Genomic DNA, 26,543 nt, shown 5'->3' with positions numbered 1-26,543 from the left:
TTGTTTGTTTTTTGTAGTTTTAGTATTGATATTTTTCGAGTTACTTTTTAAGCAATATTGGGATTAGCTTTTTTACCAATCCACATACCTAAGCCCACCATGCCAAGCCAACAGCAAATTGCTAACATAAACATCAATCGTTGTACGGATAACCCTTCAATCTGCATTTGACCCTTCCCAACAATTGTTTGGAAAAGTTGCGACCATTCGACATCGTAAAAGACCCCTACTCCCACAATCACAATCAATATAAAAAATTGTAAAAATATATTCCCCATATTTCTCCATGTTGTGTAAATGAGTAAAGAAAGCTCTCTATGTGTAGCATTCACCATATATACTTTCATATTATTTTGAGAAGAAATACTATTAATGGCATAGCTCCCAAATGTAACGCTAAGGACTATAAATATTGGAGAATAAAACCCAAATATCATGATTAAAGTACTTACTAAAAACAAATGGATTGGATTAACTTTCTTAGCAGCTTTGATATCTAAAAATATGGACATTAAAATCCCTAATAGGTATGGTCCAACTACAATGAAAATACAGGTTAACATGTTATAGAAAGTAAAACTATAAAAAATACCCATCAAAAATAAATATCCATTTCCTAATCCAAGTAAAAATGATTCTGCCTTTAAGCGAATTGGTAAAGAAGATGAAAGTTTATGAAAGAACTTTCCTTTCAACAAACTCAAAAACATGAAACAAATAAGCGCTATAGAGAGTAGAAAAAAATAGAAAATATATTGTTCATTATTTATGTTACGACTTGTTCGTATCAAAAGAATAAGCATTGAGACAAAAAGAAACTTTCCTACAACCGATACGATGGAGATAGGTAAAAGCCCTTTGGCTAACTCTGTTCTCAGCATTTTTTTTATAGCAAAAAGGATACTGATTAAACAAATCCCATATATGCATGTTATCAGCGGCGGCGATAGAAAACTAATCGCTAACAATACGATTATTAGTAAAAGAAAAACGATACCAATAATAATCGCTTGTTGATTTTTATTATAAACCTTTCCCCCGCCTTCCACATGTAGAAACAATAAAGTACTCGTCATGGTAGAAATTGTACTAACTGCAAAACCAGAAACTAACGCACTTATTTCTAGCCATCTTGAAATCCATCCAAAGAAAGTAACACTAAGTAATGATACTATCAGAATAGAAACAGTCCAATATAAGGAGCGGTGAATCCCAGCCTTATTCACAATAGGTATCCAGATAAACACACCCGTCATATAAGTTGTATAAAACAAGATTGATGGCCAGTATCCCTCAAAGCCTTTCGAAATCTGTAATCCATAAACAATGTAAATAAGCATGGGTGTAAAGATAGTCGTTATTAGTAAACTAAATGTAGTTATACTTTGCACCACAAGTCTTTTTTGTTTTGTCGTATGTATCGTATAACACCTCACTTAAAATGAAATCAGTAGTTGTTATTACTTATTCTGTCCGAAATGAGGTTGTTATATATGCGCAATCCAATTGGAATTCCCATTACGAGGTAAACTCAATTTAAATCCACATTAAATTAAGTGGCGTGCAAAAAAAGGTGGATTTTGTGATTCTTATAAATAAAATTAATAGATATATTCAAAACCTTAATCATAAATGGAACAAATGTGTTACTTAGATTGTCTATTACGTATAAAAAAGGTGTTCTTGATAATCCTCTCATTTTGTAATGCAAGAAATGCAAGAAGAGTGCTATCCTGTACATTTGTTAATTGCATAGGTATGTAAAATACCTAAACAAAATCTATATATTCTTGAAAGAGGTTGAAAATTTATGATAGTTTCAAACAAATTTTTTCACATTTCACATTATAAAAAGATGGTATCTGTATTATTACTTTCATGTGTAACGCTTATAGGCTGTTCCAATAGTAATATTCAATCTGAACCACCGAAACAAACCAAACAAGAAAATACAGATAATCATTCTTTTGTTAAACTTGAAAAAGAATATGATGCTAAACTTGGTATTTATGCATTGGACACAGATACGAATCAAACCGTTACTTATCGTTCAGATGAACGGTTTGCATACGCATCTACCCACAAAGCCCTTGCTGTGGGAGCACTGTTACAAAAGAAATCAATAGAAGATTTAGATCAAAGAATTAAGTATACTAGCAAAGATCTTGTGAATTACAATCCAATTACTGAAAAATATGTAGATACAGGTATGACTCTGAAAGAGCTTGCGGATGCTTCCATTCGATATAGTGATAATACCGCACAAAATCTTATTCTTAAACAATTAGGTGGGCCAAGTGAATTCAAAAAATCACTGAGAGAAATAGGAGATACTGTCACAAATCCTGAACGTTTTGAACCAGAATTAAACGAAGTGCCACCAGGAGACACTCGTGATACTAGTACCCCAAAGGCATTAGCTACTAGTCTTCAAGCATACGCGCTAGGCGATATACTTTCAATTGAGAAACGGAACTTTTTAATAGATTTGATGAAAAGAAATACAACGGGGGACAACTTAATTCGTGCTGGAGTTCCAGGAGAATGGGAAGTAGCCGATAAGACTGGCTCTGGCTCTTATGGAACAAGGAATGATATCGCAATCATTTGGCCACCAAATAAAAACCCAATTATTCTTGCGATACTTTCTAATCATTCTAAAGAGGATGCGAATTACGATGATAAACTTATTGCAGATGCAACCAAAATTGTGTTAGATGCTTTAAAAATAACGAATAAATAATAATAAATCATTGAACTGCTCCTACTTTACAGCGCATATAGTTTTAAAGACTTGTACTTATCTAAACGCTAAGAAGTATAAGCGCGTTTTCAGGCAACTAAGGAGGCAAAAGCCTCCTCTGATCTGACCGAACCCTCATCCCAGCCCTAAAGAAGGCGCCGCCGCATCGTAGTGGTCTTTCATGTTCGAATCTCCTATTTAGAGTTAATATTTTACGTTTCCTTTCATCTTCAACTATTCTAATGCTCAATCATATTACGCATATTTTTAGATTTTCCATTTGTAGCTATATTAATCGAGACGTTAAAATCTGATTCTTTATTTTGAAGGGATATTCTCCCCTCTTTTTCATATCGTTTCCATAATTTAGAATTCTGACGATATAAGGAATGTGATAACTGATACGTGTCAATCCCTTTTTCGATTCCTTTTCGGTACGTTTTTTTAATTTCTTTTTCAACTTGGTCCTCTGCAATTTTTTTAATATCATTTACAGGCATAGAATTTATTAATTGGAAAATATCAGCATCGAAATGGATGTTCATAAGCATGCGTAACTTTCCATTTTTAATAAAATGCTTTGTATCTATCTTTGGATTTTTCAATACTATATGTCCAATGATTTTCTCGTTAGATTTTAATAGTAATGGAGCTCGTTTGGTATTTTCATCCGTCCATCGAACCCCAGCAATATCATGGTCGTTTAAATGATTTATATAAAATTTATCACTTATAAAACCATAACCACTAAATTTTAACATTGGAAATGATGTATGCCCTTTTTTCCAATATGTTTTAGTCGTAGCTAAGAAAGGAATGCGAGTTGTCATCCCGGGTTCATAATAATTTCTTTGGAATTTATATAAAGGTAAAGGATCTATTATTGTATATTGCTTAGTTATCTCTTTTGGTAAATTAATGATTGTATATAATTGAGAAATATTTAAAATATTATTGTTCGCTAATATATTTTCTAAAGGTTCCTTAGTTCCAAATATCCACATAGTATCTCGAAATTGAAAAAAACGAGAGAAAAAATCATTAAATTGATTTAAGTCACCATGTTTTAGAAATCTCTCTGTTACAACAATTGTTTTGAGATGCTCCCATGAGATTTCTTGTTGAGCACCCTTATAAAAATCAAATGCTGCCTCATCTAAAATGGGACCCTTTCCCTTTCCAATATAGGCCTGGCTATAATTACGGGTAGTGCTCCCTTCTTGTTTCGCTATGTTAGAAAAATTAATAAATTGCGGACGGATGATATAATTATTATCTTTAAAATCGATACCTAGACTATTTATATACAAAACGTGATGCAACTCTCTTTGATCCCAACACCCTGTTAGAAACGTACACATCATAAAAAGAAATATAACTATTCTTTTATTTTTCTTCATCGGTACTCTCTCTTTTCCTTGTATTATCTTGAGTATGCAATTCTTTAGGTCTTTTTTTCATATACGTGAAAGGAATTCTAAATGTGGCTGCTAGCATACTTTTAAATACAGGGGGTGAATATGGTGTAAAAAATGGAACTCCAAAAGAGCGTAAATTTACTACATGTATTACCATCACAAGGACACAAAAGATAAATCCTACTATGCCTAATAAAGAAGATACTAGGAATACTATATATCGCAATATACTTATTATTCCTGTTACTGACTGATTAGTTAAAGCAAATGTCGAAACAACCGAAATTGCTATTATAATGACCATAGATGCTGAAACAATTCCTGCACTAATAGCAGCTTGTCCAATAATCAATCCCCCTACAACAGATAACGTTTGGCCAAATACGGCAGGAACACGTAATCCTGCTTGCCTCAAAACTTCAAATAAGGTCATCATAATTAGCCCTTCTAAAGGAGCAGGAAAAGGAATTCCTTCTCTTGATAAGCTTAATGTTGCTAACAACGTATAGGGAATCTGATCTGGATGATATGTAATTAATGCTATCCAAATTCCTGGAAGAAATATAGAAATTGCTATCCCAAAAAGACTTACAAGTCGTACAAAGCTGCCGAATATATAGAATAAATCTTGGTCTTCAGATGTATTCACAAAAAAAGGAAATGTAACTGGTGCAATAGTGGCTGTTGGTGACCCTTCAACTAGTAAAATAAAACGCCCATACAACAAACAATTCACAGCATAATCAGGGCGTCCTGTATATTCAACTAAAGGAAATACACTAAATTGATTGTTTGTGATTAATTCTTCAATTTGTGCACTTGAAACAATCCCGTCTATTTTAATTGGTCTTAATTTTAATCGAACTTGATTAATGATTTCTTGGGATGCGATATCTTTTAAATACAAGAGTGCTACTTTAGTTTGTGTTCTTTCTCCAATAATAAATTCTTCATAACTAAGAGAACTCGTTTTTAGTCTTTTCCTAATTAATCCTATATTTGTGTTTAACTCTTCAACAAATCCATCACGTGCACCCCGAATGGTCATCTCTGTATTTGTTTGTTCAACTGATCTTGTAGGTATTTGGGCAATATCAACTATATATCCTTGTTTAGATTCTTCAAAAATAATGAGGAGGTTACCTTCAAATATAATCTGAGAGATAGTTTCATTCGAATTTACTATATCTAATTTCTTTACTGATAACTGGGGAATTAATGTTGAAAGGTTAAGTTCTTCTATCGAATTACTTAAAAGCTCTTTGCAAACTTGAGACGATGTGGCTTGTTTTAATTTTGTATTTTCAATTAAGCTTTGACAATACATAAACAATACTGACCTCGTTTTTTCTTTCTCATCGAATTCACGCTTTATTACTTTTACATCGTTGCATCCCTCAAACCACTCTAATATTATCTTCTCGTTTAATTCTACTCGTTTGTTCATCTACGTTGTCTCCTTCGAACTCAGCAACCTTATATAAAATACATTCTCATACTTTTTCAAGAACTTTTCTTATATTTAGCAACCCACACAAACACTATCAGTAAGATAGAAAATAAAAATAGCCCTAATGCTGAAACTGGTAAAACAATTTGAGATACAAACCAATAGAAACTAGAGTCACTGATAGGTAGTGTGCTTATTAATACAATACATGAAAGGATTACAAACATAACCCCATTTCTCGTTTTCCGACTTGTAATTGATAACAAATCTGGAATAAGAAAAACAACAAGTGATAGACGAATAAAGATCCCTACAAGCCACTGATACACGGAGAGAAAGTCTAAATTTTCAATGTACCTTCCTATTGACACAAGTCTCCATTCTTCAAATGCTGGATATCGTTGGTTTGCTGCTACGAAAGGACCAAATTCTATAATTGCTGCCATAACTGGTCCTATTGTGATACCAATAATAACAATACCCAAAGCAATCAGTTGATATAATTTAACTTTTGAACAAATGTGATGTTGTAAAAAAAGAATGAAGATTAACTCTAGAAATCCTGCTGCAGGATAAACCATCCCCTTAAATACTGGATTCATTCCATTTTCCATCATTGGCTGAAGTAAAGAATAATCTTTATGTGGAACATTTGCAAACATTACAAAAAAACCAAGTAGAAATACAATAGGTAACAAAACACCTGTTGTAAGTGCAATAGATTGAATTCCTCTTGTAGCATTATAGAGACAAATCATTGAAAAAAGTATTCCTAATACAAAGTGAGGTGTTTCTGGTAAATAAAAAGAGAAAAAGGTTAATGTTTCTTTTAGTGCAACGACACCAATTGTTATTAAATAAAGTACAACTATGAATATGATTGGATATACACTGAATTTCCCAAAATTATTTTTTAACCACAAAAACAAATGTTCATTTTTTATGTTTTTATATATGATGAATATTAATGAAATCCAAATCAAGTATATAATGCTTACTAATATGATAGAGATCCACGAATCTCTACCCGAGGTATCTAATAACATAGGAATCATAATGACATGATTAATTATCCCTATACTACCAATGAGTATCATAGAAACTTGAAATAAAGTAATTGTTTGCTTAGTCATACTTACCACCATATTTTGTAATGAAGAAATATTACATAGTATAACTGATACATTACATCTTTATTCCAAATGGTTAGTGCTTAGAGCCATGGAAAATCAAACACCTTTACTTATAATATCTATCACATAAGATGAAGTTAGCCCTTCCCCTGGTATATTTATCTACAATTGTTCAATCCCTAATTAAAAGCATCTTTGGTAAAGGTTTACTATGTTTTAAATGAGCATCTACTTTAGAATACATAGCTTTTAAGTAATCGAATTTTAGTTTTTTGAAATATAAGTATGTTTTACTGAAAAACAGATTACACATTAAAAATAGAGCCCTCCATCCACCTTCATAATTTATAAGTAGGAAGAAGTTCTTACCAACTTTTTTTGAGAGGTACATTACCTGAATTTCTTATATCCACTATTATTGTCGAATGATTTTTTATTTCGTCGAATATTCTGTGGATAATTATCTTCAGGCTGATATACTATAAATACAATAGTTTTAGAAAGGTGATGATATTATGTATGAACAACAAAATAATAGGGATAGAGATCAGAAAATGATGTTTTCTATGCAAGGAGTTCCCACAAATAAAGTTAACATGAATCAATTACCTAAATGGATTAGAATTTTCGGCTATTGTGCGTTTGGTTGGATGATAGTATTTAGCTTAATTATGATTGTTGGTTTAATTCTTCAATAACTATACAGATGAACAGTTAAACGGGACAGTATTTAGATCATACATCTAGGTAATGTCCCGTTTTTTATATGTAATTCTTCAATGTTATAGTCAATCGATCATAACAAAAAGAACTTGTAGGATATCCTACAAGTTCTTTTTTCAAATATTGTTAAAAAGGGGGCAACAAACTATCTTAACATTCAATACAGGGAGACCATTTTGATTATGGCTTGGTTTTATTATATATCAAATATAAATATTTGAAGAAGTGGATTTTTGAAAATTATGTGAATTCAATAACCATAGTTTTTATATTAGGTATTATTAATTTCGTTTACCACTAACTTCTTCTTACTTAAATACACTGCTCGATCCGATTTTTTTGCAACTTCTTGTGAATGCGTCACAACAATTACGCATTTATTTTCTTGATGCGCGAGCTCCTGGAACAACTCAATAATTTCATTTGCCGTTTCTTCATCAAGATTTCCTGTCGGCTCATCCGCAATCAGTAAATCAACATTACAAGATAACGCTCGAGCTATTGCTACACGCTGTTGTTGCCCGCCACTTAGTTGCAGAACATTTCGTTTCGCTTCTACTTCTGTAAGTCCTACTTTCTCTAATAATTCTAACGCCCTTGCCGTTTTATTTTGCACTTTAACACCTGTAATTTCCATTGCTGTTAAGACATTTTGAAGAGCAGTCATATAGGTAATCAAATTATAAGATTGGAAAATTACCGATACATTTTGATTACGGTACCGATCCAAACCAATTTTTCGAATATCCTTTCCATTAAACAGTACATAACCATTTTTAGGTATATCTAGCCCACAACCTAAGCTAAGAGTAGTGGTTTTACCAGATCCGGATGGTCCTAGAATAGTGTAGAAATGCCCTTTTTGAAAAGAAAAGTTAACATTGTCTAGTATCGCTACTTTTTTTCCGTTACTTTCATAATAATAATCTAAGTTTTTAAATTGTAAAATCGTCTCCATATAGATCCTCCTTATTCATCTTTTAAAAGAATTTGTTTTGGATTCAGGCGTAGAATAGATAATGCTGGAAGAAGCGTTGCTAATATAGCAATAGCTAGTCCAATCCCTCCCATTTTCCCTACATCTTCTCCTGTTACACTTACATTAATTTTATCAATTGGATCCTCTTTTTGATTTTGTACAGTTCCACCAGGTCCAGCTACCATTACAGTTCCATTTTGTGGGGTGTTTGTTTCTTCTCCTGCTGTAGCAATTTCACTCGAAAGTAAATTATCCCCTATGAATTGAGAAATTTTCGCTCCTGTTGTTATGGATAATCCAAATGCTAGAATAGCGATACATACTACTTCTACTATGAACTGCGCCATCAGTTTCCACTTTTTCTCTCCAATGGACAATAGAATCCCCATTTCCTTACGACGTGCTTTAATCGATAACATAATGATTAACCCTAAAATAATCGCACCTGCAATTGATACAATATAAATAATCATTTGAGAAGTAGATGAGATATTTTCGATAGGCCCAATCATTTGTTTGTACAACGAATCATGTGCATCTAATTTATAATAATTAAAATCAATATCAGATTTTTTTGCTTCTTCTTTAAATGCTTCAATGTTCTGTGGATCTTTCAAGAAATACACGACTTGAATGCTACTTATACCTTGATCTATTTCTAATTTTTTCATAGTTGAATGCGGCATATAAAGTTTATTAGCTGGATCCATTATAGGCGGGGCCTGTTGACCCATTGCTTGCTCATTCGTTTCGTAAATACCGATAATTTCAACCTCCAGGGTTTCCTTCTTATCCCCTGATTGCACTTTAACTTTGTCTCCTACTTTCAAATTGTTTAATTCCGCTAATCGTTTTTCCATTAAAGCTACATTCTGATCCTTCATCTGTTCTGTAATTGGTTTCCCATCAATGATTTTACTTTTTCCATTCTTAAAGCTTTCTTGTAATGCAGTTTTGCGAACTCCCTCAATCATAAAAGAAGCATTCATATCTATTTCTGTCCCGGAGCTTGAACCACCTCGTACAGCCGCCATTCCCGCTTTACCTTTTCCATCTTCTTCTCCTTCTGAAGCCCCTACTAGTTTAAGTCCATCAGAAATTCCGAAAGTGTTAGTTATGTAATTATAGTCTTTTACATACTTTGACTTCGCTAATTGATCTGCTTCTTTTGTATTAAGCTTTGGCGGATTAGGCATCTCTCCAGTTTCCCGAGCTTGTTGACCTAATTTGTCAAAATCAAGACTTAAAGTAACATCTGCACCGAGTTTTTTTCTTGCTGCATCAGCAGCTTTTTTTGATGCATTTTGGATTGTGAATCCTGCCAACACTAAATTTGTAACAATTAGGAAAACTGCCATCAAAATTAATGATGTTCCTACTCTTTTTTTCATACTGAGAATTGCTCGTTTCATAAAGTTCATTTTTTCTTACCTCCTTGATAACTTGTATTCTATATAGGTTATCTAGAGTCTATATGGAGCTAATCAGTAGTTTATCTAGAGATATAAGGAGTTTATGTGTAGTTATTCAATATGCTGGTCAAGAAAAACCGGAACACCAATCCAAAAGCGTAATCGTTTTTGAATATTGATAAAGAGGCAGTCCTTAGAGGTTAATTAAGGTTAAGATTCATTGAATGAAAGTATACAAATTCATTCTTATTATGTAATTTCTATACAACAACTAAAAAGCACCTTATTTGAATGGTTATATGTGTGTTTGTTAAAATATGAAAATCCATTAAAGAATATGGAGTTTTATTGAAGTTGGTCGGATTTTCTAATAATAATATTGTGTTAAAAAGCCTAACTTATAATTTTTATAAGATAGGCTTTTATGCTATTTATAAGAAAAAGTTATAGAGACTCATAATATTTTATAATTTAACCTATTGTATTTAAACAAGTAAAATAAAAGTAACAAGTGCATACATTAAGGAGGTTTTTTGATAGTGACACAAACTATAACATTTAGGATTGCAACGGCAGATGATTTAGATGAAATTGTAAAAATGCTTGCTGATGATGTTTTAGGAAATAAAAGAGAGCGCTATGAAACACCACTCCCTGATAGTTATATAAGAGCATTTCATGCTATTGATTGTGATCCAAATAACGAGTTAATTGTCGCATGTGATGGGACAGAGATTGTTGGTATTCAACAAATTACATTTACGCCTTACATTGTACGTCAAGGCGGTTGGAGAGCTACAATTGAGGGTGTACGGACAGCATCATCGAAACGTGGTAAAGGTATAGGAAGTAAACTTATTAAATGGGCTATTCAACGTGCTAAATTAAGAGGGTGTCATTTAATACAGTTAACAACGGATAAAGAACGACAAGAAGCTTTGCAATTTTATAAAAAATTAGGGTTTAAAGATTCTCATGAAGGATTAAAGCTCTTTCTTTAATGAATATAGAGCTATTTATATACCAAAAAGACATATATTGTATGGTTAATTGACTATTGGCTTCGGAAATTATAGTAACAATCACTGCATAAGATATATAAATTGACACATTGTCTTTCATATAAATCACGTCACTTCAAACGGTGTATCTTTTGATACGAAAATAAACAAGTTAATGTTCTCTAATATGAATGAGAATATTAACTTGTTTTTTAGATTTTTGTATAAATTATTTATAGTTTTATTTTATTGCTAGCTTTATAATATACAAATTTATCACCTGTTTTTATAATTAATTAACAGCATAAATAAAACATAAATTTTATCCATGTTTTAAAACAATATGTATTTTGGAGGAGGTTAATTTGATTTTTTCAAAACTCATTGATCGATATGCCTTGTATGATTTGCACAAAAAAAGAAGTGTCGAGTTTCAGTATACTTCTCTTTCTAACACCTCACTAGATATAAAGGACATAGATTTTTTTTATAAAGTACAACCATCTAATATTCATTTTAACATTAAGCATTCAAAGCAGGAAAAGGAATACATGGTTGGACAGTTCAAATATAAAAGCTCGGTTCAATCTGGTGATTCACGCAACGACTCTGTAACTGGGGAATTATTTTTACATGAAAATGAAGATGCACCTCATGTCATCTTTGTTCACGGTTGGAGAATGGATTCTAACGAACGTGTAAAAAAAATATTTCACGACCATATGACTAACTTGAAGTGGAATATGTATTATTTCACTCTACCCTATCATTTTGAAAGAAAACCCAACCAATCCCTATTCAGTGGAGAGTACATGGTAAGTGCTAATATTGAACGAACTGTACAAGCCACTAGACAAGCGGTAGCTGATTTACGAACTTTGATTAAATGGATTAAAGCAAATAATAATGGCCCCTTGATTTTAATAGGAGTCAGTTTAGGTGGGGTTATTACTAACTTAACAGCTCTTGTTGAATCAGAGATTGATGTATTAGCATCCATTTTCTACGCGAATCGACTTTCTTATTCGATTTGGAAGACAAATCCAGGTAAATTTATTAGAGAAGACTTGGAACATCATGGTGTAACGTATGATGATTTAATAGATTATTGGAAAATCACTGAACCGAGTCAAGCATTACCAAAAGTGAAAAAAGAAAATATTTTATTAATTTCAGGTAGGCACGATCTATATGTGCATCCTGAGGATACGGACTATTTGTGGGAATCCTGGGAAAGACCTACGCGATATATTTATACATGTGGACATGCTGGGATTGTTCTTAAACGTAAAAAAATTGCAACTGATACTATCAATTTTATTCAGAATCGATTGAACTCCCCACATTTTCCCAATGTGATGCCTTAAAGTGAGAAATTACTAAGTACGGAATCTTATACTTGCAATGTTTCATTTTATACTAAGCTCACTTTTAAATCTTCCTTTTTTCTGTTTTCTCCCTTAACCTTACATGATTGGAAAATGATATAGAATTTAGGAAGTAACTCTGAAATAAACTCGCCATGTGGAAAAAGCGCTACTTATTCACCAGAAATTATTGTTGTTTATCCTTCTTATGCAATATTACATATAAAATGCTTTATTTGTTCTGTTATAATTTTAAGAGTAAATTATTCATCCATTAATTTACACCATCCATATCTACAGTTATGGAAACCCTAATTACACATAAAAAAGAGAAGAACATTGGTGAGTTCTTCTCTTTTTGTTTATTTTTTTCATTAAATTGCAATATAATTACAGTATGTGAAATTATATTAATTTAACTTTAAAAGCGAAGTGAAAATAACCGTCACTTCGCTTTTTGCATTTACAATCCTTATTACATTTACTCAATTCAGTATATACTTCCACATTATTTGCTTTTATTTAATCGGTTTCTCTGTTTTTAAAACAAATGAACTTAATGCAGGAACTTTAATTTTATTATCATGGACAACATAAAGTGTTTTACTTCCAGCTTGCTTACCATCTACTAGCACTTTCCAAGGACCTTTCGATGGAAGAGTTATGTCCACGGTTTCTCTGTTTGCATTGTGAGCCACCATAAAGTATTCGCTTTTATTCCCATTGCCCTTTCCATCTATTGTATAAGCTACAACATTTTTGGGAGCATCAATAAAAGATACATGTGTTTTAATTTGCTCTGCAGATGTCATTCGAAAAGCTGGGTACTTTTTCCGTAAATCTATTAAGCCCTTCATATAATCTACTTCATTATTAAATGCTGCACGGCGTAACCAATCCATCTGGTTAATTGAATCAGGAGATTTGTAACTATTATGATCACCATATTTTGTGCGCATAAACTCTTGTCCTGCATGTAAGAATGGAATACCTTGTGATGTTAATAAAATAGAAGAAGATAATTTATGCATTTGTTTTCGCATTTCTTCACTGTCACCTGAATTAGTCAACTCAAGTTTATCCCATAAAGTATGATTGTCATGTGCTTCCACATAAGTTAGCACCTGCTCCGGATCTTGATAAGTAGACGAATTTGTATCATAGTCAATACCGGCTGTAATGCCTTTTTTAATACGGTCTTCCATGTTTTGCTTTCCATTTACAAAACCATTTTCTTTCTCCTCAAATACACTACCTTTCAATCCATCACGTATATTATCGTTAAAATGAGCAATCCCTTTCATTTTCTCCGCATTTTTTTGATTTGCTTTCAATTCAGCTGCAAGAGGTGTATTTAAATCCCAGCCTTCTCCATGCAGAATAATAGAAGGATCAATTTGATTAACACCTTTACGTATTTCATTCATCGTTTCATAATCATGAATACCCATTAAATCAAAACGGAATCCATCTAAATTGTATTCTTTTGCCCAATATGTGACGGAATCAACCATAAATTTCCTCATCATTTTTCGTTCCGAAGCCGTATCATTTCCTACTCCAGTTCCATTTGCAAATGTTCCATCTTCATTGTATCGATAATAATAACCTGGAACTAACTTATGAAAATTAGATTCAGCGGCATTATACATATGGTTATATACTACGTCCATCACAACACGAAGATTATTATCATGCAGTGTTTGAATCATTTGCTTTAATTCAGTTATTCGAACAGTCGGTTCATAAGGATTTGTAGAATAGGAGCCCTCTGGGACGTTGAAATTTTTCGGGTCATATCCCCAGTTATATTGTGGTTCATTTAAAGTTTCTTCATTTACCGAGGCATAATCAAATATCGGTAAAAACTGAACGTGAGTAACACCAAGATCTTTCATATGATCAAGTCCTGTTTTAACACCTCCAGGACCTTTTGTTCCTCTTTCTGTTACCCCTAAATATTTTCCTTTTTGCTTAATACCACTTTCAGGTTGGATGGAAAGATCGCGTACATGCAATTCATAAATAATAGCATCTTCCGGATTTTTAAATTCCGGTTTTTTGTTTGCTTTCCATTTTTTCGGATTTGTTTCGTTTAAATCAATGACTACACCTTTATCTCCATTTACAGAAGCAGCACGTACATATGGATCAACTGCTTCAGTCCACTTATCCCCAATTTTCACCTTATACGTATAAAAGAGACCTTTTTGGTTCCCTTTAAGTTCTGCTTTCCAAGTCCCCTTTTCACCTTGTTGCATGTTTATTTCAGTACCTATTTTATCGTTCCACTTTTTATATGTAACTAACTTTGCTTCACTCGCAGTAGGAGCCCATACACGGAACTTTGTATGTTGCGGGGTATATATATTACCTAAATCGTTACCACTATAATAAAATAATTTATCAAACTCTTCGCTACGAATGACTTTACCAATTTCTGTATTCGTATTAGCTAAGTTTTCTATTTTAACTTTGTATGTCTGTTTTAAATCAATTTTCTGTTCCGTAATTATTTTCACCTTATTAGTAATATCTCCACCATTTTTATCAAAAGGATTAATTTCCTTAATTTTAATTCCCTCAATTTCAATTTTCTGTTCCTTACTATTAAACGGAACATTAGTCGTTACAGTAATTTCATTAAAACTATCAATAGTAGCTTTTTGAATTGAGAGATCCGAAGAAGGCTTAGAGTCATATACTTTTTCATCACCCGAAAGAATCCATACTTCAGCACGACCGTCCTTTATATTTTCAATCCAACGATCTCCACCGTCTTTTTCCCACTCATTCGTACGAATGATAAAGCCTACACGATTATAGTCACCATCTATTTTAATTTTTGCGTACTTTCCAAATTCATCTTCACCAGTAAATTCATATGAATTACCATTTGCATTTTCTCCCCACATCCAAAGATTCCAGTCTTTTGTATTTCCAGATTTCTCTTTGTAATGAATGATAATTTTAGTAGCTTTCGAACTTGAAACTGCCTTCACACTCTGAAAAGAGAAAACAGATGATAACATAACGATTATGGTAAGTAATAAAAATGATTTGTTAATTAACCTTTTTGTCATTTGCACCACATACACCCTTTCTTTAAATAGTACGAGCGATTTATTATGCTCGTACTAAATTACACTACTTAAATTAATTTAGAAATCTCTTTTACTTCACCCCCATATTGACTATTTTCACGTATGTATTTCAATGATCTTTTAATACGAAAGCGTTTGCATTAATACTTAAAAAAATAGATTTGTTTTTACCTTCATATATTTGTAAATACTAAAAGATCAGGGAAATCATTTTAAAGCAATCGTTTGTTATCGCTTCCATTCTATAGCACTTACTATTAAGAGGTCAATATATTATTAATTTTCTGTTTTTATATCCTTTAAATTTTATACATTTGTCGTAACTTATTGAAGATAGACAGCCTGATTATTGCTTAGTAAGTTTATTTTCACTAGTGTATTGCTACGTAAAAAAACAGCTACTATCCTTAAAATGTCATTATCTGTTTTTCATAATGTAATAATATATGAATAGAAATTATATTTCTAACTACTTAATTTTTGCTACATCAAATGCCTTTTGCACTGCTTGAACTTCAGCTGTATTCGCTCCATATTTATTAGTTGCCACTCGAATACATGCTGATTTCAATTCTTTGAAATTAGCAGTCATGTTTAACTCATCTGTATTTGCATAATAGAAAATTTTTGTTATTTATGTCTATAGCTGCATGGATTGTAACGTTTTGAGACTGCTGAAGTCTTATATGAGTTTCAGGCTTTTTTATCTTGTCAAAAATATCTTTTAAAGATAAATTTGTCTCCCCATTTAAATATAGAAAAGGACACATCTATTGCATGTTATTAGCTTAAGGTATGCTCTTTTAAAGCATATTATAAATATACATATTGACACTCCCACCCCATGCCCATCAACTTAAGAATTTAGAATTCCCCCAAAAAACGAAATTTTGTTACAAGTTATCACAAAATTTCGTTTTTGGGGTAGTTTTATTTTCTTAGCTTGATTTCGATGAGCGGTACCCCATAAAGGCCCCTGATACATAATTGATGTTCTGCCATTTGTAGAAAACAATCCACTTATACCATTTTAACAAGAAGAAATATCTCGTCCATGTTGTAATATTGGCTTACGTTAAGCTTGTGAAAAAATCATATTCATGTATAATACAATTGATGTATGATACAATAGTTGTAGGAGGGTGACCTTTTTGAAAAGAGAAGATGCCTTAAAACTAAGAACAGATATTAAGAAAATGATTATAATAACTGGGGTTTTTGAATCTCAAAATTTGCCCAATGGACCATTTGAAAAACCTTTACCAACTTCTCAAATGATGGCGTTAGAAGAACTAGAGGTGGAAAAATTAACTGTTTGGCAACTATCCAATAAACTTAGATTAGAGACTTCAACTGTAAGTAGATTGGTAGATAAGTTAGTAAAAAAGGGGCTTATTTATCGTGAAGTAAATGAAAAAAATAGAAGAGAACTTTTTCTGCACCTCACAGAAAAAGGTCACATAACTGTTAATTGCTTAAGAGAGCAATCCATTACATTTTATCAAAGTATTCTCAATAATTTATCAGAATCAGAACAAAAAATAGTTGTGGATGGTTTTGAATTATTTATTGATTCTATTTCTAAGCCTTTTGATTAGAGTGAGGTAAATCATAACATTTGGAGGATAAAATGAGCTTGGATTTTGAACGTCCTATTATTGAATTAAAAGAGAAATTTGATGAATTAAAGAAAATTATGAAAGAAAATAATGTAGATTTATCGTCAGAAATTCATGTATTAGAAAAACGTTTAAATAAAATGCAAGATAAAATTTATTCTAATATTACATCTTTTCAACGAGTTCAAATTGCAAGGCTACGTAACCGGCCCACGACATTGGACTATATACCTTTATTGTTTACAAACTTTCTCGAACTTCATGGTGATCGATTATATGGTGATGATAAAGCAATGATAGGTGGTATTGCAAAATTTAAAGGGATGCCCGTTACGGTTATTGGTCATCAAAGAGGTAGAAATACAAAGGAAAGTATAGAAAGAAATTTTGGAATGGCACATCCAGAAGGTTATAGAAAAGCGCTAAGACTTATGAAACAAGCTGATAAATTTAATCGCCCTATTATTACATTTATTGATACAATAGGCGCCTATCCAGGGAAAGGGTCTGAAGAACGTGGAATTTCTGAAGCGATAGCTCGAAATCTATTTGAAATGGCTACACTTAAAGTGCCAATTGTTTGTATTGTAATTGGAGAGGCATCAAGTGGTGGAGCTCTTGGCATTAGTGTCGGTAACCATATCCATATGTTAGAGTATTCATGGTACTCGGTAATTTCACCAGAAGGAGCAGCATCTATCCTATGGAAGGACGCTAAGTATGCTCCAGAAGCTGCTGAACATATGAAAATTTCAGCAAAAGATTTAAAACATTTAGGAATTATTGATGAAATCATTCCTGAAATTAAAGGTGGAGCACAAAATGATATAAAATCACAGGCAAAAATGATTGAATCTGTAATCGAATCATCTCTAAAAAAATTGATACTATTATCCTCGGAAGAGCTTATACAACAGCGATATGAAAAGTATAGACAAATAGAGAATTATAAATGAAAGTATTTAAAGTCCGTATTACATTTCGGAGGATTCTCGCAAAAAAATTCTAAATATTTTGTAAGTAACCTCTTAAACTGGGATATGCTGATACTATTACTCTACAAAAGATGTGTGATCGGTATGGAAAAGGAAAATTTGTTCAAATGGAAGCATTATCAGCAAGATATTATTTTGTTAACTGTACGTTGGTACGGTACAACTTAATTTTTCGTGATTTAGTAGAAATGATAAGGAACCAGGATTATCCTACCATTATGCTAGAAATATATATGTTATATTTTCTTTTCCACTACCTTTGCACCAGAACCAAAAAATACGCTATTCTTTCTGTAGAATCATAGGAAAGGATGGCGTTTTTGTATGTATCTATCAATTTCTGACGAATTACAATTATTCGCTGAAGAATTATATGAACATCTTACCCCTTCATTTTTGGAAAATCTCGCTAGAGAGCTAGGTTTTGTAAAACGAAAACGTAAATTTTCAGGGTATGATTTAGCTACTATATGTGTCTGGAATAGTCAACGAGTAGCGAGTGATTCATTAGTCCGATTGTGTAGTCAGCTACATGCATCAACAGGAACTCTTATGAGTCCTGAAGGACTAAATAAGCGCTTTAATAAAAAGGCAGTGTTCTTTTTGAAACATATTTTCTCCATATTATTAAAAAATAAAGTTTGTGGAAAGTCAGCAATTCCAAGTGCTTCACTTACCTATTTTCAGCGAATTCGTATTTTAGATGCAACCATTTTTCACGTACCAAAACACTTGGCCAATGTATATCCTGGATCAGGTGGTTGTGCACAAACAGCGGGTATAAAAATCCAGTTAGAATATGATTTACATAGTGGTCAGTTTTTAAATTTCCAAGTGGAACCAGGGAAAAATAATGATAAAACCTTTGGAACAGAGTGTTTATCAACATTACGCCCTGGTGACCTATGTATTCGGGATTTAGGCTATTATTCACTGGATGATTTAGATCAAATGGATCAACGTGGTGTGTACCATATATCGCGACTCAAATTAAACAATAGGGTATATGTCAAAAATGAATTTCCTGAATACTTTCGAAACGGAACAATAAAAAAACAATCTCAGTACATCAAAGTTGATTTAGAGCACATCATGGATACCTTAAAACCAGGACAGTCCTATGAAATAAAAGAAGCTTATATTGGAAAGGATAAAAAACTATTCACTCGGGTGATTATGTATCGATTAACAGAAAAACAACTTCGTGAGCGTATGAAAAAACAAGTGTACACAGAAAGTAAAAAAGGGATTACATATTCGAAAAAAAGCAAACGATTAGCTGGCATGAACCTATATGTTACCAATACACCTTGGGAGATTGCTCCGATGGAACAAATCCATAATTTTTACTCTCTCCGCTGGCAAATTGAAATCATTTTTAAAACTTGGAAATCCTTATTTCAAATTCATCATTGGCAACATATTAAACAAGAGCGATTAGAATGCCATGTTTATGGAAAACTCATTGCCATTTTTCTATGTTCTTCTACTATGTTTAAGATGCGACAATTAATTTTACAAAAGAAGAAACAAGAATTAAGTGAATATAAAGCAATTGGAATGATTCAAGACCACTTATCGAGTTTGTATCAAGCCATACAACAAAACATCCAAGAAATAACAAAGATCCTAATCAGCCTGTTCCACCTCCTACAGAAGAACGGAAGAAAATCTCATCGATATGAGAAGAAGACTGTTTTTGATATTATGGGTGTTGTTTATGAGTATAATGGGTTGAAAAAACAAAAGAAAGTTGCATAATTTAAAAAAGGAAACCCGTTAGGGTTTATTTGGTATGCATATTATTAAGAGTATGCTTCTATTTTAGGAATGCTTTACCTCCACAAAATGAAAGTACACTTTGTTTTCATTTTTAAGTTGATGGGCATGCACTCCCACCCCTAAAGGGGCAAGCTGACTAGCGTCAGTGGGATTCTTGCCACCAAAGGCGAAGTCCATTTCTGGTATCGCTGACGTGCAAGATTGCGGTGTGCCATCACCACTCTCACGACAGACCATATAGGTTCGTGAGCTACGGTACTATGACCATACCGTACAGATAGTTGCGTGTTCACATGTTTTAGCGTCTTGTTCTTGACGACACATATCATTTTACCGATAGCGTGAATTAGTCTATCGAACTCCATATGCTATCTTGTTTTCAAGGAACACATAGGCGTTTTAAAGACTTGTACTTGTCTATAGTTAAAGTATATCCAAAAAACAAATGTTTTTCTATGAAAAAGCGATACTTTCATCCCATGCCTAAAGGCGGACTAAAGTCCGATATGGGATTTCACGCATCGCGAAATCTGTAATGCTGATTACATTTTCGGATTTCATTGCCAATTTATTTCCTTCTAAATAAAAATGCTGAGATCACTTCCAAAAATAATAACCTCGCTCTTCATTTAAGACGGGGTTACACTTATACAGCAAATCGGATTCAGATTTTTTTCGAATGTTCGTTTCCTCTTCAGGAGTAAGATCTGCTAGTTTCGTAATTTCTTCAGCTTATTGGTTGCTTTCAACTAAATTCATCATAATTTTAATCAGGATTTCTATTTTATCACTCGAAACCTTGATGCTATCCCAAATTGCTCAAAAAATAGATAATGATGTTTATTTTTCAACTCCACAAAGCAATTTTATCTCTTTAATTTGTTCTATATGACGCTGTTCATGCAAATAGATCAGTTCTATCCACTGGTCAAGAAGTAATTCTCCAAGAGCTGGATGCGTTACTGATTTTTTCGCTAATATAGATTCATCTTCTATTGTACTCAGGAAACGCATCAATTCTTTTCTAGAGTCGTTTAACAAATCAACCATTTGCTGCACTTCAAATGGTTCTATACTTGGTTCAATCATTTCTGGGGCTATAAATTTTATCGATCTATCTAATAAAATAGTGTGAATTTCTTTACGCTCATTTAAGATACTATCCATCTTTTTTAATCCCGATGAAATAACTGTTATAACTCTCTCATCTAATAAAACTAAGTGATGACAAACTTGTGCTATACTCCATTTATCCTTATCTGGTTTCCTATTAAATTGAGCATCACTTAACAAAGTAATTTCCTCAAATAATTGATTTCTAGTTTCATAAAACTTGTCATTTACAAATGGATTCATGTGAATTCTCCTTTCATTAGAACCTACATACTTAGATTCCTACGCTAGAAATATTCTCTATGGAAAAAAGATTTCCCTTCACTATTATTCCAATCCAATCTTCTCTTTCTTTAGTAGGTTCTCTAATTCATGCTGAAACGTATGAGTTCTCTCAACATCCTTGAAGATTTCCTTGAGGTTATTATGCGCTACAGCTACATCATAATACTTTCCATGGAATCCCTTCAATATAACTACATAAAACGTTCCTAATTATCAATCTAGCATTAAATATATGTAAAAAATCATCCTATTCATTCATTTTTAATGCTTATGTATGTACATTTGTTAATTTATTAGTTATATTATGGGTATTGAATGATTACGAAAAATCAATAAATCGCTTGTATAACACCTTATATTTTTATATCCGTGAAAACTACAAAATGTATAAAATTCCATTTGTCAAATGAATTTAATGCGGAAGGAGGTTTGTGGTTACTTCATCGGGATATAATAATCAGTTTTGAACTGATAAAAATATAGGAGGCGACATAATGTTTCGTACGATTTCAAATTTCATGAGAGTAGCTGAGATAAGAAACAAAATTCTTTTTACACTAGCGATGCTAATTGTTTTTCGAATTGGCACGTTTATTCCAGTTCCTCATACTAACGCAGAGGTATTAAAAGTACAAGATCAAGCCAACGTTTTAGGTATGCTAAACGTATTTGGCGGAGGAGCACTGCAACACTTCTCAATCTTTGCTGTAGGTATCACACCATATATTACAGCTTCTATCATTGTACAATTACTACAAATGGACGTTGTACCTAAATTTACAGAATGGGCAAAGCAAGGAGAAATGGGCCGTAAGAAATCAGCTCAATTTACTCGATACTTTACGATCATTCTCGCATTCATACAATCCATTGGGATGTCTTATGGTTTTAATAATATAGCAGGTGGACAATTAATTACAGATCAAAGCTGGACTACATACTTATTTATTGCGACAGTTTTAACTGCTGGTACTGCATTTTTACTTTGGTTAGGTGAACAAATTACCGCTAATGGCGTTGGTAATGGAATCTCAATGATTATCTTCGCAGGACTTGTTGCGGCGATTCCGAATGTCGCTAATCAAATTTATTTGCAACAATTCCAAAACGCAGGCGATCAGTTATTTATGCACATTATAAAAATGGTCTTAATTGGACTCGTTATTTTAGCGATTGTTGTTGGTGTTATTTACATTCAACAAGCTGTTCGAAAAATACCGATTCAATATGCAAAAGCTGTTTCAGGAAACAATCAATATCAAGGAGCAAAAAATACTCATTTACCTCTTAAAGTAAATAGTGCAGGTGTAATTCCTGTTATCTTTGCTTCAGCCTTTTTAATGACGCCGCGTACAATTGCGCAGCTCTTCCCTGATTCAAGCGTATCTAAATGGATAATTGCGAATCTTGATTTTGCACATCCATTTGGAATGACACTATATGTGGGTCTTATCGTTGCCTTCACATATTTCTACGCATTCGTTCAAGTAAATCCTGAACAAATGGCCGATAACTTAAAGAAACAAAACGGATACGTTCCTGGTATTCGCCCAGGTAAATCAACTGAACAATATGTAACAAAAATTTTATATCGTTTAACATTTATCGGTGCCATTTTCTTAGGCGCAATTTCAATATTACCGCTTGTATTCACGAAAATTGCTACATTACCACCTTCTGCTCAAATCGGTGGTACAAGCTTACTAATCATTGTAGGTGTAGCATTAGAAACAATGAAGACGCTTGAAAGCCAGCTTGTGAAGCGTCATTATAAAGGCTTTATAAAGAAAGTAAACTAATAAAAAAACACTAGATCTTAAAGATCTAGTGTTTTTTATTCTATAATATTCTATTTTTATCTTTACTACCAAAAAAGGAACTCCTTTTTCTCACCTTCAATATATCTCTTAGCTGTTATAAAGAGTCTCATCATGAATTTATCAATAGTTAGATAATCTGGTACAAAATCTTTTAATGTAATTACTTTGTGACTAACAACTCTATTACCATCTTTTATCCCAAAGGTTTTCACTTCTAAGTATTCTATTTTACCTAAAAGTAAATCTATACCTTGATATATTGGCACTTCAACCAATTCTTTAACTTCTTTATTATCAGGCTTATATTGTGTAAGTTGTCTATTACTATCATATAAAAAGAGATGTTGAAATTCATTACTAATGTAGTCTGCAGAAATAGTTTTCGATGTTTGTCTAATACCAATTTCAATTAGTTCCTCGAAGTCTACATCTATTCCAATCTCTTCTTTTAATTCTCTAATTCCGTCTTGGATACGTTCACCAGCTTTATAATGCCCACCGACACTAATATCTAAATAATCTTCTCTTTCAAAGGAATACTGATTTGGCACTTTACTTTGTAGAATCATAGTTTTTTCATCTGAGTTAATTACAATACATGTAAAAACTCTATGCCATAATCCTTCTAGATGGGCAAGTCGCTTATTAGAAATCCCAATATATTCGTATTTATCATTAAATATGTCAACATTATGATCCGCCATATTTCCACCCATTCCTCATTTTCTACAAACCATAACATTCTTTTTGGTTTTTGTGAATAATTAAAAATATAAACATTGATGCTTCTCGCTTTTTATATTGAATAAGGAGTTATTTAACTTTATCGAGAGGGCTTGCGAGTTGAATTATTATACATTTTAAAGTGCCTACTAAATCGATTTTAATTGATTCCGTATCATGTTTTTCTTTCAGAATAAAAAAACAGAGAGCTATTCATTTAGCTCTCTGTTTTAAAATGCTCCGATAATTTCTATTTAAATCTCTTTCTTCAATAACTTACCCTGCTTAAAATAAACTCCAAGCGTAGTACGATTTGCTAAAAATACACCAATCAAGATTAAACCAGCACCAATTCCCATTGTAGGATTTAATGGTTCTCCTAATACAAAATAACCTACAATAACAGCGATTAACGGAGATACATATAACCACGTTGATGGAAATACAGGATTTGTTTTTGATAAAAGCCAGTAATATAAACCGTGTCCACCGATAGATCCTACAAATATAAGATATAAAATTGGCCATTGTACATTCCAAGATGTTAAGATTGTTAGATTAGGATGTTCCATTACGATAGATACAATTAACAACAAAACTCCTCCATAAAACATTTGAATGCCGTTAATGAGAAATGGTGATACGTTAGGTAAATCTGAAAGTATCTCTTTAGAACGAATAGAACCTATTCCATAAAACAACTCTCCTACTAATATAACAAGACAAGCGATACTCCATATTAATGTAAGTTCTTGATGCATTCCAGGTAAAGAAATGCAAAAAACACCAAGGAGTGCTATCACTAAAGCGACAAGTTGTTCTTTTTGCAATTTTGTTTTATTTCTCTTTGATTGCAATAGCAAGATCATCATTGGACCCGTAGCAGATAGAACTGCAGCTAATCCAGAAGAAATATATTGTTCAGCCCAGTAAAGGGTCGCGAATGTCATAAATGTTAAACAAAAACCAGCATATATAATACGTTTCGATATTAAGTAAGGCATAATATCCTTTCGCTTTAATTTAAAAATAATAATGAGAATAAGGCCCGCCAAAAAGAAACGAATTCCAGCTGAAAATAATGGTGGTGCGCCCGCTTCTATTCCAATTTTTATCGTTAAAAATGTCGTTCCAAAAATAATACATACTAAAATATAATTTAAAATGACCATTTTGCTTCCTCCTTTTTACTCTTGAAACGAGTATAGAGGATATGGTGTATAACAGTGTATCAACGCATATAACAGTGGAATAAAAATATAGTTGATTGCCAGAATGTTTTTCGCTTTAATTAAATTAAAAAGAAAAACAGGTGATTCTATGAAGATAGTACTGCGTAAAGAATCCAACATACCATATTACCAACAAATATATATGCAAATCGTTGAGAGAATTCAAAGCGGGATGCTTTCACATGGCGATTACCTCCCTTCCTTACGTTCTATGGCCGATGATTTACAAATTAGTTTATTAACTGTTCGTAAAGCGTATAAGCAGTTAGAAACGAAAGAATATATACGCATTGAGCAAGGAAAAGGTACCTATATACATAAACGTGTAAATAAAGATTTCAAACCAATTCCGTATCAATGGCAAAAAACGAAATCCATTAATGTTATGCGTTCTCAATATGTAATGAACCAACACCGTAAATATTTCGATTTTTCACAGGCGGTCCTTTATCCACGTTTACTACCAAATCCGTTTCTTTCAGATGAAATGCACAAATTACTTAATAAGGATCAAATGATACTGGCAACATACGGACCTGTTCAAGGTGATAAAGAACTTAGAGTGGAAATAACAAACTACTTAAAAGAACACCAAAAAGTAGTTACAGATCCATCTCAATTATTAATTACAAGCGGTGCCCAGCAAGGAATTGATTTAATCGCCCAAACGTTATTAAAGCCTGGAGACATAGTGTTAGTAGAAAGTCCATGTTATGGAGCGGCGCTTGATGTATTTATTAATAAAGGAGTTCAAATTATCCCTGTTAGTCTTGATAACAACGGCATTCGCTCAGACTTAATCGATGATATTTGTCAAAGAAAGAATCCTGTTTTGTTATATGTGAATCCTACTTTTCAGAATCCAACGGGCACAGTAATGAGCAAAGGAAGAAGAATGGAGCTTGTAGAACTAGCAGAGCTTTATCAATTTTTCATTTTAGAGGATGATTCTTTCGGAGAGATATATTTTGAGGATTTTAAAATTCCCCCTCCAATAAAAAGCTTTGATACAAATGGTCACGTTATATATTTAAAAGGATTTAGTAAAACATTAGCACCAGGTCTGCGCATCGCGGCGCTTGCAGCTGAGGGTCCTATTTTTGAATGGTTATATGCCGTGAAAGCTTCGATGGATATAGGTAGCCCCTTATTGACACAAAAAGCACTACTTCCTTTTTTACGAGCGGAACGAATGAAAAATCATTTAGAAAAATTACGTACTGCTTTACAAATTAGACGCGATTTAACAATTGATATATTATCTCCATTAAAAGAATTAGAATTTATAGTACCTAATGGAGGATTTAACTTATGGGTTACACTCCCTCAGTCAATCGATCCTTTTACATTATTACAAAAAGCGAATGAAGTAGATGTTTCTTTTTTACCCGGCACAGCTTGTCTGTTAAACCATGAAACTCAATATAATCATTTGCGAATTAGTTATTCAATGTTAAATGAAAAAGATATGTTGATTGGATTAGAAAGATTATATGATACAATTACCAAGTTTAAATCAATGATTTAAACTCCAAAACAACAACTAACCTCTTATTTACCCAATAAAAAACCAACACTTTTAAATTTTATTAAAAATCAAGATATTAGCTGGACCTATTATTAATAGTGAATTCTTATATAATG

The 26,543-nt window shown here is 32.5% G+C and carries 19 protein-coding genes and 2 pseudogenes; 10 read left to right on the top strand and 11 right to left on the bottom strand.

All coding sequences use genetic code 11. From position 1 onward, the window contains the following. Positions 1-47: 47 nt before the first annotated feature. Positions 48-1,340, bottom strand: a complete 1,293-nt coding sequence (locus LUS72_RS12965; protein WP_264449061.1) for a hypothetical protein — start codon at positions 1,338-1,340, stop codon at positions 48-50. A 470-nt stretch (positions 1,341-1,810) separates the two neighbouring features. Here LUS72_RS12965 and bla point away from each other — a divergent pair, with 470 nt between their 5' ends. Further along, the gene (gene bla, locus LUS72_RS12960; RefSeq protein ID WP_264449012.1) at positions 1,811-2,743 is read left to right on the top strand and encodes a class A beta-lactamase; all 933 of its coding nucleotides are present in this window, start codon (positions 1,811-1,813) and stop codon (positions 2,741-2,743) included. 239 nt (positions 2,744-2,982) lie between these two features. Here bla and LUS72_RS12955 read toward each other — a convergent pair whose 3' ends face one another. Genes LUS72_RS12955 through LUS72_RS12945 form a run of 3 tightly spaced genes read right to left on the bottom strand, consistent with a single transcriptional unit; the run spans position 2,983 to position 6,744 of the window. Beyond that, positions 2,983-4,143, bottom strand: coding sequence for a spore germination protein GerXC (locus LUS72_RS12955; RefSeq protein ID WP_097829248.1), 1,161 nt, complete (start codon positions 4,141-4,143; stop codon positions 2,983-2,985). Further along, positions 4,130-5,608: a spore germination protein GerXA gene (locus LUS72_RS12950; RefSeq protein ID WP_264449011.1), complete on the bottom strand. Its 1,479-nt coding sequence runs from the start codon at positions 5,606-5,608 to the stop codon at positions 4,130-4,132. Before LUS72_RS12950 ends, LUS72_RS12955 begins: the two co-directional genes overlap by 14 nt. A 56-nt stretch (positions 5,609-5,664) precedes the next feature. After that, the gene (locus LUS72_RS12945; protein ID WP_097829246.1) at positions 5,665-6,744 is read right to left on the bottom strand and encodes a spore germination protein GerXB; all 1,080 of its coding nucleotides are present in this window, start codon (positions 6,742-6,744) and stop codon (positions 5,665-5,667) included. A 515-nt stretch (positions 6,745-7,259) separates the two neighbouring features. On the opposite strand from LUS72_RS12945, the gene LUS72_RS12940 reads away from it, so the two are divergent. Next, positions 7,260-7,442 carry a hypothetical protein gene (locus LUS72_RS12940; protein ID WP_002172101.1) on the top strand — a complete coding sequence of 61 codons (183 nt, stop codon included), beginning with the start codon at positions 7,260-7,262 and terminating at the stop codon, positions 7,440-7,442. Positions 7,443-7,738: 296 nt separating this feature from the next. Here the strand turns inward: LUS72_RS12940 and LUS72_RS12935 are convergent, their stop codons facing one another. Further along, positions 7,739-8,425, bottom strand: coding sequence for an ABC transporter ATP-binding protein (locus LUS72_RS12935; RefSeq protein ID WP_097829244.1), 687 nt, complete (start codon positions 8,423-8,425; stop codon positions 7,739-7,741). A gap of 11 nt (positions 8,426-8,436) precedes the next feature. After that, positions 8,437-9,867 carry an ABC transporter permease gene (locus tag LUS72_RS12930; protein ID WP_264449010.1) on the bottom strand — a complete coding sequence of 477 codons (1,431 nt, stop codon included), beginning with the start codon at positions 9,865-9,867 and terminating at the stop codon, positions 8,437-8,439. A 530-nt stretch (positions 9,868-10,397) separates the two neighbouring features. On the opposite strand from LUS72_RS12930, the gene LUS72_RS12925 reads away from it, so the two are divergent. Together LUS72_RS12925 and LUS72_RS12920 are read left to right on the top strand one after the other, a co-directional pair. Next, positions 10,398-10,859, top strand: coding sequence for a GNAT family N-acetyltransferase (locus LUS72_RS12925; RefSeq protein ID WP_264449009.1), 462 nt, complete (start codon positions 10,398-10,400; stop codon positions 10,857-10,859). A 365-nt stretch (positions 10,860-11,224) separates the two neighbouring features. Continuing rightward, positions 11,225-12,226 carry an alpha/beta hydrolase gene (locus LUS72_RS12920; protein ID WP_097829241.1) on the top strand — a complete coding sequence of 334 codons (1,002 nt, stop codon included), beginning with the start codon at positions 11,225-11,227 and terminating at the stop codon, positions 12,224-12,226. A gap of 518 nt (positions 12,227-12,744) precedes the next feature. Here the strand turns inward: LUS72_RS12920 and pulA are convergent. Next, positions 12,745-15,315: a type I pullulanase gene (gene pulA, locus LUS72_RS12915; protein WP_264449008.1), complete on the bottom strand. Its 2,571-nt coding sequence runs from the start codon at positions 15,313-15,315 to the stop codon at positions 12,745-12,747. Between the two features lie 484 nt (positions 15,316-15,799). Beyond that, a pseudogene (locus tag LUS72_RS12910) lies at positions 15,800-15,955 on the bottom strand (M4 family metallopeptidase); the annotation flags it as partial. A 526-nt stretch (positions 15,956-16,481) separates the two neighbouring features. Here LUS72_RS12910 and LUS72_RS12905 point away from each other — a divergent pair. The 4 genes and pseudogenes from LUS72_RS12905 (at position 16,482) to LUS72_RS12890 (ending at position 19,705) form a co-directional block, all read left to right on the top strand. Continuing rightward, positions 16,482-16,928, top strand: coding sequence for a MarR family winged helix-turn-helix transcriptional regulator (locus LUS72_RS12905; RefSeq protein WP_000817662.1), 447 nt, complete (start codon positions 16,482-16,484; stop codon positions 16,926-16,928). Between the two features lie 32 nt (positions 16,929-16,960). Further along, positions 16,961-17,905 carry an acetyl-CoA carboxylase carboxyltransferase subunit alpha gene (locus LUS72_RS12900; protein WP_064470405.1) on the top strand — a complete coding sequence of 315 codons (945 nt, stop codon included), beginning with the start codon at positions 16,961-16,963 and terminating at the stop codon, positions 17,903-17,905. A 123-nt stretch (positions 17,906-18,028) separates the two neighbouring features. After that, positions 18,029-18,147 (top strand): annotated as a pseudogene (locus LUS72_RS12895) (IS6 family transposase); the annotation flags it as partial. 121 nt (positions 18,148-18,268) lie between these two features. Next, on the top strand, positions 18,269-19,705 hold the full coding sequence (locus tag LUS72_RS12890) for an IS4 family transposase (protein ID WP_264449007.1): 1,437 nt from the start codon (positions 18,269-18,271) through the stop codon (positions 19,703-19,705). A gap of 861 nt (positions 19,706-20,566) precedes the next feature. Here the strand turns inward: LUS72_RS12890 and LUS72_RS12885 are convergent. After that, positions 20,567-21,082, bottom strand: a complete 516-nt coding sequence (locus LUS72_RS12885) for a DinB family protein (protein WP_097829239.1) — start codon at positions 21,080-21,082, stop codon at positions 20,567-20,569. A gap of 536 nt (positions 21,083-21,618) precedes the next feature. Here LUS72_RS12885 and secY point away from each other — a divergent pair. After that, positions 21,619-22,923, top strand: coding sequence for a preprotein translocase subunit SecY (gene secY, locus LUS72_RS12880; protein WP_000490110.1), 1,305 nt, complete (start codon positions 21,619-21,621; stop codon positions 22,921-22,923). Between the two features lie 65 nt (positions 22,924-22,988). On the opposite strand, the gene LUS72_RS12875 is transcribed toward secY, so the two are convergent. After that, on the bottom strand, positions 22,989-23,648 hold the full coding sequence (locus LUS72_RS12875; protein ID WP_097829238.1) for an NUDIX hydrolase: 660 nt from the start codon (positions 23,646-23,648) through the stop codon (positions 22,989-22,991). Positions 23,649-23,921: 273 nt separating this feature from the next. Then, the gene (locus LUS72_RS12870) at positions 23,922-24,839 is read right to left on the bottom strand and encodes a DMT family transporter (protein ID WP_097829237.1); all 918 of its coding nucleotides are present in this window, start codon (positions 24,837-24,839) and stop codon (positions 23,922-23,924) included. A gap of 148 nt (positions 24,840-24,987) precedes the next feature. On the opposite strand from LUS72_RS12870, the gene LUS72_RS12865 reads away from it, so the two are divergent. Next, the gene (locus LUS72_RS12865; RefSeq protein ID WP_097829490.1) at positions 24,988-26,427 is read left to right on the top strand and encodes a MocR-like pyridoxine biosynthesis transcription factor PdxR; all 1,440 of its coding nucleotides are present in this window, start codon (positions 24,988-24,990) and stop codon (positions 26,425-26,427) included. Positions 26,428-26,543: the final 116 nt, after the last annotated feature.

It is taken from the genome of Bacillus cereus, assembly GCF_025917685.1.
GTDB lineage: Bacteria > Bacillota > Bacilli > Bacillales > Bacillaceae_G > Bacillus_A > Bacillus_A cereus_AT.
Note: the sequence above shows the minus strand (reverse complement) of the source record. Positions and strands in the feature narration are given on the sequence as shown.